This window comes from Gallintestinimicrobium propionicum (genome assembly GCF_025567525.1).
Classification (GTDB): domain Bacteria; phylum Bacillota; class Clostridia; order Lachnospirales; family Lachnospiraceae; genus Gallintestinimicrobium; species Gallintestinimicrobium propionicum.
Map to the genome: position 1 here is coordinate 68,617 of NZ_JAOQJY010000016.1, position 7,162 is coordinate 75,778.

The window sequence follows — 7,162 nt, forward strand, 5'->3', positions numbered from 1 at the left end:
GGGGGTACGCTTAATATAACATTAAGCTTTATCGATTGGCTTTTTTCGCTCTCGCCTTTCGATGATTCCATTTTATCTTTTTTCTGAGATTTGTCAACATGCCCCAAACCCGCATAAAATCAAGGGTTTTTGTCACTTTTTTAATCTGTTTTCGCTTCTTTTTATCCGATTTTATAAAATATATCCATGAATTGTGAACACTTTTTTCCGTGAGGGATCGTTCCCACATTCTTTTGCACAAAAACTTTTTCTATTTTCTCAAAACTTTGTAATAATTTATTTTTCGATGCCAGGATCCTTTGCTGGATTCACCGGGTTTCGCGGTATTCGCCAACGTCTCGAGCAAGCTTGGGCTTTGGCTCATTACACGTGAAAAAAACCAGCTGCCATTGGGGGATGGCAGCTGGTTAAAAAAGGGGGGGTATAAAAAAGAGGGGGATAAGCAATTTTTACGCCACTGCGAATTTCTGAATCGCATCTACGAATTCAGCGTTTTCACCATGGCAGTTTACGGTAAAAATCTTGGCAAGACCAAGACTGAAAATTCCAAGAATGGATTTTGCATCCACAATGGTGGAATCATACTGAATATCTATATCAAAGTCGCATTTTTCTGCTGCCCTTACGAACTCCTGGACATCAGCCGTCGCATTCAAACGGATTTTCATTTTGTTCATGTTATTCATGCCGATATCTCCTTTCGAACAGTTTCCAAATTTTTTTCTTCAGCAGCTTTCGCTGTTGTTGGTTTTATTTTATGCAGTTTTGGCAATTTGTCAACACGTCCGTTTTCCTTCTGTTTTGAACCATTTTTGTGAAAAAAGAAAGGTTTTTGTCCTGTTTTTTCCTGTCTTTTGTCTCTTTTTCTCTATCCTGATTCAAAATGTGAATCTTTTATGAAATCGTTCTCATATTTCTTTTCGCAATTTGTCCTTATTTCTGCAAAAATTTTGTCAAATATTCTTTTTCTCTTTTCCCTTTTTTCTTTTTTTCCCTTGTGCTACACTAACTACAGACCAAAACGGTTCTCAGAAAGGACTTGAAACTATGGTAAAAATAATTTCCGACAGTACCTGTGACCTCACCCCGGATCTGCTTTCAAAATATGATATCGACATTCTGCCGCTTCATATCCTGCTTGGAGAGAAGGAATATAAAGACGGAATAAATATTACTCCGGATCAAATCTATTCCTGGTCAGATGCTAATAAAACGACACCCAAAACCTCCGCACCCGCTCTTTCTGAAACAATTGAGCTATTTCGCCCTTATGTGAAGGAAGGACGCAATATCGTCTGTTTCTCGATCTCTAACAGTATGTCCTCTTCCGGCAATGTTATGCAGCTTGCGGCAGAAGAACTGAACGCACAGGATCTGATCACGGTGATCGACTCTGCAAATCTATCCACCGGCATTGGTCTTCTGGTCATAGAAGCCGCTCTTCTGGCACAAAACAACAAAACAGCGGCAGAAATCTCTGTCGCTGTAGAAAGTTTAAAACCGTATGTCCGTGCCAGCTTTGTCGTTGACACACTCACTTACCTGCATCGCGGAGGACGCTGCAGCGCCATCGCCGCCATGGCAGGAGGTCTTTTAAAGCTCCACCCCCAGATCATCGTAGAGCACGGTGCCATGAAACCGACAAAAAAATACCGGGGCAAAATGGATTCCGTTATCCTTTCCTATGTGAAAGATATGGAGCCTGCTTTAAAGCATGCGCGTCCGGATCGCGTGTTTATCACACATTCCGGCTGTGAGCCAACCATTATAAATGCGGTCCGCTCCTATCTCGAAGGTCTCGGAATCTTCCGTGAAATCCTCGAAACCCGGGCAGGCGGCGTAATTTCCAGCCACTGCGGTCCCGGAACCCTCGGCGTTTTATTCATCGAATCCTGATCTGCCGTCCTTTTTGTCAGCTGAGTTTACATACCTCCTGCCAAAGAGGACAGGCATTTTCCTGTCAGAAATCAGATCAGGCAATACGCAACTGCCGCCAGCACTGTCTGAAGAATCAGGAAGCGCACAACAACCTGCGTATCCGACCAGCCAAGATTCTTACGCACATGATCATGCAGCGGTGTTCTCGTCTTTTTCAGAATGGAAATCTTCAAAAAGCGCTTAAGCGCTATCTTCACAAGCCCGATTCCACCGTCCACGATCATTACTGCAGCCAGCAGAATATAGATAAACGGATGCGTGGATTTCAGCGCGATAACCGCGATATAAAATCCAAGGGCCCTGGAACCTGCATCACCCATCAGCATGCTGCTGGGTGAGCTGTTAAAGTACAGATAAGCAAACAAAACCGAAAGGAACAAAAAGTTCGCCATCGCGTATTTCTGCAGAACGGGCGCAAACAGCACGCCAAACGCCAGAAGTGTCACACTGCAAAGACTCGCGCACAGACCATCCACGCCGTCCGTACAGTTCGTCACGTTGACCGAAACCCAGATCAGAATCACGCCGAGAATCAGAAACAGTGCTTTCGGAATCACGATTTCATCCGCGCCGAAACAGATCGTCGTGGAGTTAAAATTCATATAAGTTAAAACCGCTACGACAGAAATGACGAGGTCGATCAGCCCTTTCTTGTATTCATTCCAGGGTGTCTTCGAAGCGTCATCCAGATATCCGCTGATCATCATTGCAAACAGCAAAATCGCATAGATCACATACTCGACGTCAATCGGAAGAAATAACACGCTGCTGATTAAAAAGCACAGCACAAAAATGAAACCAACCCCGCGCAGCTTTCCTTTCGACAGGCTTCCATTTACGGCAAACGCCCGCCCCTGATCACTGGGCAAAAAGGAAAACGGATGCTCCAGTAAAAAAAAGGTCAGAATAAACGTCACGATCATTCCGATCATCAGGATATGATTCGTGCTCAGATAATGTTCCAGAATCGAATACATAACTTCTATCTCCCATCGACTTATTTGCAGGCATCCGCCCTCGTCGGAAGCCCTACTCCGATAGTATACGGCGATCCCATCAGGATTTCAATCTTTATTCCAGTGCTTCCTACTACACGTTATCCGATCCAGTGCATCATCGTCGCCAGAAGCTGCGGCACCTCCACGGGCTTGCCCATGTGGGCGTCCATTCCGGCGTGCAGCGCCCGCTCGCTGTCCTCCGCAAACACGTTCGCCGTCAGCGCGATGATCGGCAGGTGCTTTCGTTTCAGCTTCTTTTCATACTGGACGAATCCGTCCGGCTGCCTCGTAGCCGTCCATGCTGCGCACAACCGGATCGTCATACACCGCAATCGCCTCATCCGCCGCCAGTTCCTTTGTCAGCCTGCTCTCCTGTTCCAGAAACGGACGCAGATACAGTTCAAAAAATTCTACGATGTTGAAGCTGGTGATCATCCGCATTCCTTTCCAGAACTGTTTTCTTTTTTCTTTCCATGCTCTTCCTTGACTCCTTCCTTAATCTCCCAGTGAATCAGGAAGGTCAATGCGGCGCGCAGGCCGATAATACCGGCAACTGTCAGGATTTCTTTCCATTCCCGAACAATAACCGTCTTTAAAATTTCACTGCAGAGCTTAAATTCCAGCCCGACCGCCAGCCCCTGCGCCAGCGTAATTTTCATTTCCGGCTCTCTGCGCACGTAATTCCAGAACCCTTTTGCCCCGGAAATAATAATGACAATGACTCCGATAAATTCAAAACATAGAATCGCAATCTCTACAATGTGCTGCATCACAAGCTCCATCATTTCTATCATACTGTCCCACATAACGTCCTCCGTTCTGCAATCGCTATTGCGATATTGCGTCTCTCCTTTTGTGATAGTTCCATGATAACCCGATCTACCTGTTTTCACAAGAAAAAACTGCAGCGTAGATGGAACCCCGCCCGTCTCCGTCTACGCTGCAGTATCTCTTTTGGCACGTTGTTCTATTGTTCGATAAAGCGTTCGATTTCGTCCAGATCTGCGGATACCAGAACCCGCTTGAAGTCTTCTTTTTCCGAAAATCCGACTTCCACCATCTCCTCAAAAATCTTCTTCAATGCCTGATAATAGCCGTCGGTATCAAACAGCACGCACGCCTTGTTTTCGATTCCAAGCCGCGCCAGGCAGATGACCTCGGAGATCTCATCCAGCGTTCCCGGTCCTCCCGGCAACGCCACATAAGCGTCCGCAAGCTCGATCATTTTCTGCTTGCGCTCCGCCATATCCTTTGTCTCGATGCACTCTGTCAGCCCCGGATGACGTCGTTCCTGAATCAGCTTCACATCAGGAATCACGCCGATGACCTTGCCGCCGCCTGCCAAAACCGCGTCCGCCGTCGCGCCCATCAGTCCCGTGCGGGAGCCGCCGTAAACAAGGGTATGCCCGTTTTGGGCGATCCAGCTGCCGAGTGCTTTTGCACCTTCCGTAAAGGAAGGGCGGTTGCCTGACGCTGAGCCGCAATATACTGCAATATTCATATCTGTCTCCATTTCTGCCGCGCTGCCCGGCTGCGTATTCCGTCATAATCTGACAGCACTGCCTGTTTTCAATCGCTCCGTGCATCCCGTCATGCCGGCACTATTTTTCTTCTGTAATCTCTTTATAAAATGCCACTGCACCGGCAATATCCGCCTCATCCGGGTGTCCCTTTGCAAGACCGCCCATCAGTTTAAACGGCCCGAACGTATCGTAGCCCTTACAGCCATATTTTCCCAGAAGGACGCTGTTTTTGGCTGTCAGCGCTTTTTCGATCGAAGTATAATCCGCTTTGCCTCCGTAGGTGCTGATAAAAAAGGTCTGCTTATTCTGGGGCATATTGACTGCCGCAAAATTCAATACCGCCTGATGAAATTTCGAATAGTAAATACCGGATGCAAATCCGATCCTGTCGTATCGGTTCAAATCCTTTTCCGGAATCTTTACCGCGTCAATCAGATCCACCTCATATGCCGCCGCGATTGCGTCCAACAGCTTCTTCGTATTCCCATGATGAGTGGATGCGTACACAATTGCTGTTTTCATGATCTGTCTCCTGCCTTTTTGCTTACGCTCTGTTTTTTATTATACTTCCCGACAGACCGGAAATCAACGGACGATTTTGTCAACATCTTTACTGGAAAACATCTTGCTATTTCCAATATAGAGTGTTAGAATGCCCGTATAAGCAGATTGTATGCTTTTCTTCGACAAATTATCGTACAATCTGCCGTAACAAAACACGATAGAGGCGCGGACTTCATCAGTACCGTGCAGGAGAACGCTCAGGACAGCTGCCTGCATAAGAAAGGGAATTCCGCCGAAGGGATTTATCCGTCCGGGATGTTTCCCTGGGCTGCATCAGAATATGCTGCAGACTGTCACAATTATGTGGAGCGCTATCTGATATTGCCAGAAAGAGGAAAAAGACCGTAGATGTGGCAAGATTAGCGCCGCATCTACGTTTTTTTTTGTAAATTTTTGTAAAGGAGAAAGATTATGAAACCATTCAAACTGCCTGCAAGGCTCTGGCAAACTCTTCTGCTCATTCTGACCGCAGCTGCATTCAGCCCGCTGTCTGTTTTCGCAGCAGAAGCAGGGGAAGAAGCTTACACTCCGTCCGTTTATGCAACCGCATGGGCGCTGCTGCCTCCCATCATCGCGATTGGTCTTGCGCTGATCACAAAAGAAGTTTATAGTTCCTTATTTTTAGGAATTGTAATGGGAGGTTTGTTATACTCCGGTTTTTCCTTTGAAGGAACGACCATGCATGTTCTCGAAGACGGATTTATCAGTGTGCTGTCCGACAGCTATAACGTCGGCATCCTGATCTTTTTGGTTATCCTCGGCACAATGGTCAGCCTGATGAACCGTGCCGGCGGCTCCGCTGCGTTCGGCCGCTGGGCCCAGAAAAAAATCAAAACAAGAGTCGGTGCACAGCTTTCTGCCATTGCCCTCGGCATTTTAATTTTTATTGATGACTATTTCAACTGCCTGACTGTCGGCAGCGTTATGCGCCCCGTCACAGACAGCCATAAGGTATCCCGCGCAAAGCTGTCTTACCTGATCGACGCAACCGCAGCACCGATCTGCATCATCGCGCCGATTTCTTCCTGGGCCGCTGCAGTCAGCGGCTTTGTAGAAGGCGAAGACGGTTTCTCCATCTTTGTCCGCGCAATTCCTTATAACTATTATGCACTGTTCACCATCGCCATGATGATTCTGATTACCGTATGGAACTTTGATTACGGCCCGATGGCAAAATATGAGACAAATGCTTTAAAGGGCGATCTGTTCTCCGACAGCAAGGAAGAAAAAGACACCCAGCGGACCTTTGAGAACCCCAATGGCCGTGTGCTCGACCTCATTCTACCGGTTCTCGTGCTGATCATCTGCTGTGTCCTCGGTATGCTGTATTCCGGCGGCTTCTTCTCCGGCGTCGATTTCGTTTCCGCATTCGCTGGCAGCGATGCTTCCGTTGGACTTGCCCTCGGCAGTATTTTTGCCCTGCTGCTCACGATTCTTTACTACTGCCTGCGCCGGATTATGAGCTTTAGGGAATGCTGCGACTGTCTGCCTTACGGTTTCAAGGCAATGGTTCCCGCAATCCTGATCCTGACCTTTGCCTGGACCTTAAAGGCCATGACCGACAGCCTCGGCGCTGCGGATTTTGTTGCCGGTACCATCAGTCAGGCAGCTGGAAACCTGATGGCGCTCCTGCCTGCCATCATCTTCCTGATCGGTGCGTTCCTCGCCTTTGCCACCGGAACCAGCTGGGGAACCTTTGGTATCCTGATCCCGATCGTTGTTGCAGTGTTCCAAAACACCGACCCGCAGCTGATGATTATCTCCATCTCCGCCTGCATGGCCGGCGCTGTCTGCGGCGACCACTGCTCCCCCATCTCCGATACGACAATCATGGCTTCCGCCGGTGCACAGTGTGAGCATGTCACCCATGTCACCACGCAGCTGCCCTACGTCATCACCGTTGCAGCTGTTTCCTTCGTCACCTACCTGATCGCCGGATTCGTCCGCAATGTCTTGATTATGCTCGTGATCGGCTTTGCACTGATGGTTGCAACGCTGTATGTGATCAAGCAGATCGCGGGAAATAAGCAAACCGCGTAAGTTAAGAAAAGTATGCAGCGGAGGATTTTGGATCCGCCGCTGTGCGGGCGCGAAAGTTGTTCGCATCAAAAAACTGGCGTGCTGCCGGTGGAAACCATT

The 7,162-nt window shown here is 48.1% G+C and carries 9 protein-coding genes and 1 riboswitch; of the genes, 2 read left to right on the top strand and 7 right to left on the bottom strand.

Annotation, left to right across the window (positions count from 1 at the left end):
- Window positions 1–449: 449 nt before the first annotated feature.
- Entirely contained in the window at window positions 450–677 is a 228-nt protein-coding gene (locus OCV62_RS12300; protein ID WP_262587056.1) for an HPr family phosphocarrier protein, read from the bottom strand.
- A 370-nt stretch (window positions 678–1,047) separates the two neighbouring features.
- Here OCV62_RS12300 and OCV62_RS12305 point away from each other — a divergent pair, with 370 nt between their 5' ends.
- Complete coding sequence (locus OCV62_RS12305) at window positions 1,048–1,896, top strand: DegV family protein (protein ID WP_262587035.1); 849 nt, start codon at window positions 1,048–1,050, stop codon at window positions 1,894–1,896.
- Between the two features lie 71 nt (window positions 1,897–1,967).
- On the opposite strand, the gene OCV62_RS12310 is transcribed toward OCV62_RS12305, so the two are convergent.
- The 6 genes from OCV62_RS12310 to OCV62_RS12335 form a co-directional block, all read right to left on the bottom strand.
- Entirely contained in the window at window positions 1,968–2,915 is a 948-nt protein-coding gene (locus tag OCV62_RS12310) for an MraY family glycosyltransferase (protein WP_262587036.1), read from the bottom strand.
- Window positions 2,916–3,034: 119 nt separating this feature from the next.
- Window positions 3,035–3,259, bottom strand: a complete 225-nt coding sequence (locus tag OCV62_RS12315) for a response regulator (RefSeq protein ID WP_262587037.1) — start codon at window positions 3,257–3,259, stop codon at window positions 3,035–3,037.
- Window positions 3,195–3,371: a hypothetical protein gene (locus OCV62_RS12320; protein ID WP_262587038.1), complete on the bottom strand. Its 177-nt coding sequence runs from the start codon at window positions 3,369–3,371 to the stop codon at window positions 3,195–3,197. The genes OCV62_RS12315 and OCV62_RS12320 overlap by 65 nt, the downstream gene beginning before the upstream one ends.
- The gene (locus tag OCV62_RS12325; RefSeq protein ID WP_416822293.1) at window positions 3,368–3,727 is read right to left on the bottom strand and encodes a DUF1622 domain-containing protein; all 360 of its coding nucleotides are present in this window, start codon (window positions 3,725–3,727) and stop codon (window positions 3,368–3,370) included. Before OCV62_RS12325 ends, OCV62_RS12320 begins: the two co-directional genes overlap by 4 nt.
- A 176-nt stretch (window positions 3,728–3,903) precedes the next feature.
- Window positions 3,904–4,437 carry an LOG family protein gene (locus OCV62_RS12330; RefSeq protein WP_021915020.1) on the bottom strand — a complete coding sequence of 178 codons (534 nt, stop codon included), beginning with the start codon at window positions 4,435–4,437 and terminating at the stop codon, window positions 3,904–3,906.
- Between the two features lie 100 nt (window positions 4,438–4,537).
- The gene (locus OCV62_RS12335) at window positions 4,538–4,981 is read right to left on the bottom strand and encodes a flavodoxin family protein (RefSeq protein WP_021915019.1); all 444 of its coding nucleotides are present in this window, start codon (window positions 4,979–4,981) and stop codon (window positions 4,538–4,540) included.
- Between the two features lie 192 nt (window positions 4,982–5,173).
- A riboswitch (Lysine riboswitch) is annotated at window positions 5,174–5,345 on the top strand.
- An 89-nt stretch (window positions 5,346–5,434) separates the two neighbouring features.
- On the opposite strand from OCV62_RS12335, the gene OCV62_RS12340 reads away from it, so the two are divergent.
- A complete protein-coding gene (locus OCV62_RS12340; protein ID WP_262587040.1) occupies window positions 5,435–7,063 on the top strand; it encodes a Na+/H+ antiporter NhaC family protein in 1,629 nt (542 codons plus the stop codon).
- Window positions 7,064–7,162 lie beyond the last annotated feature (99 nt).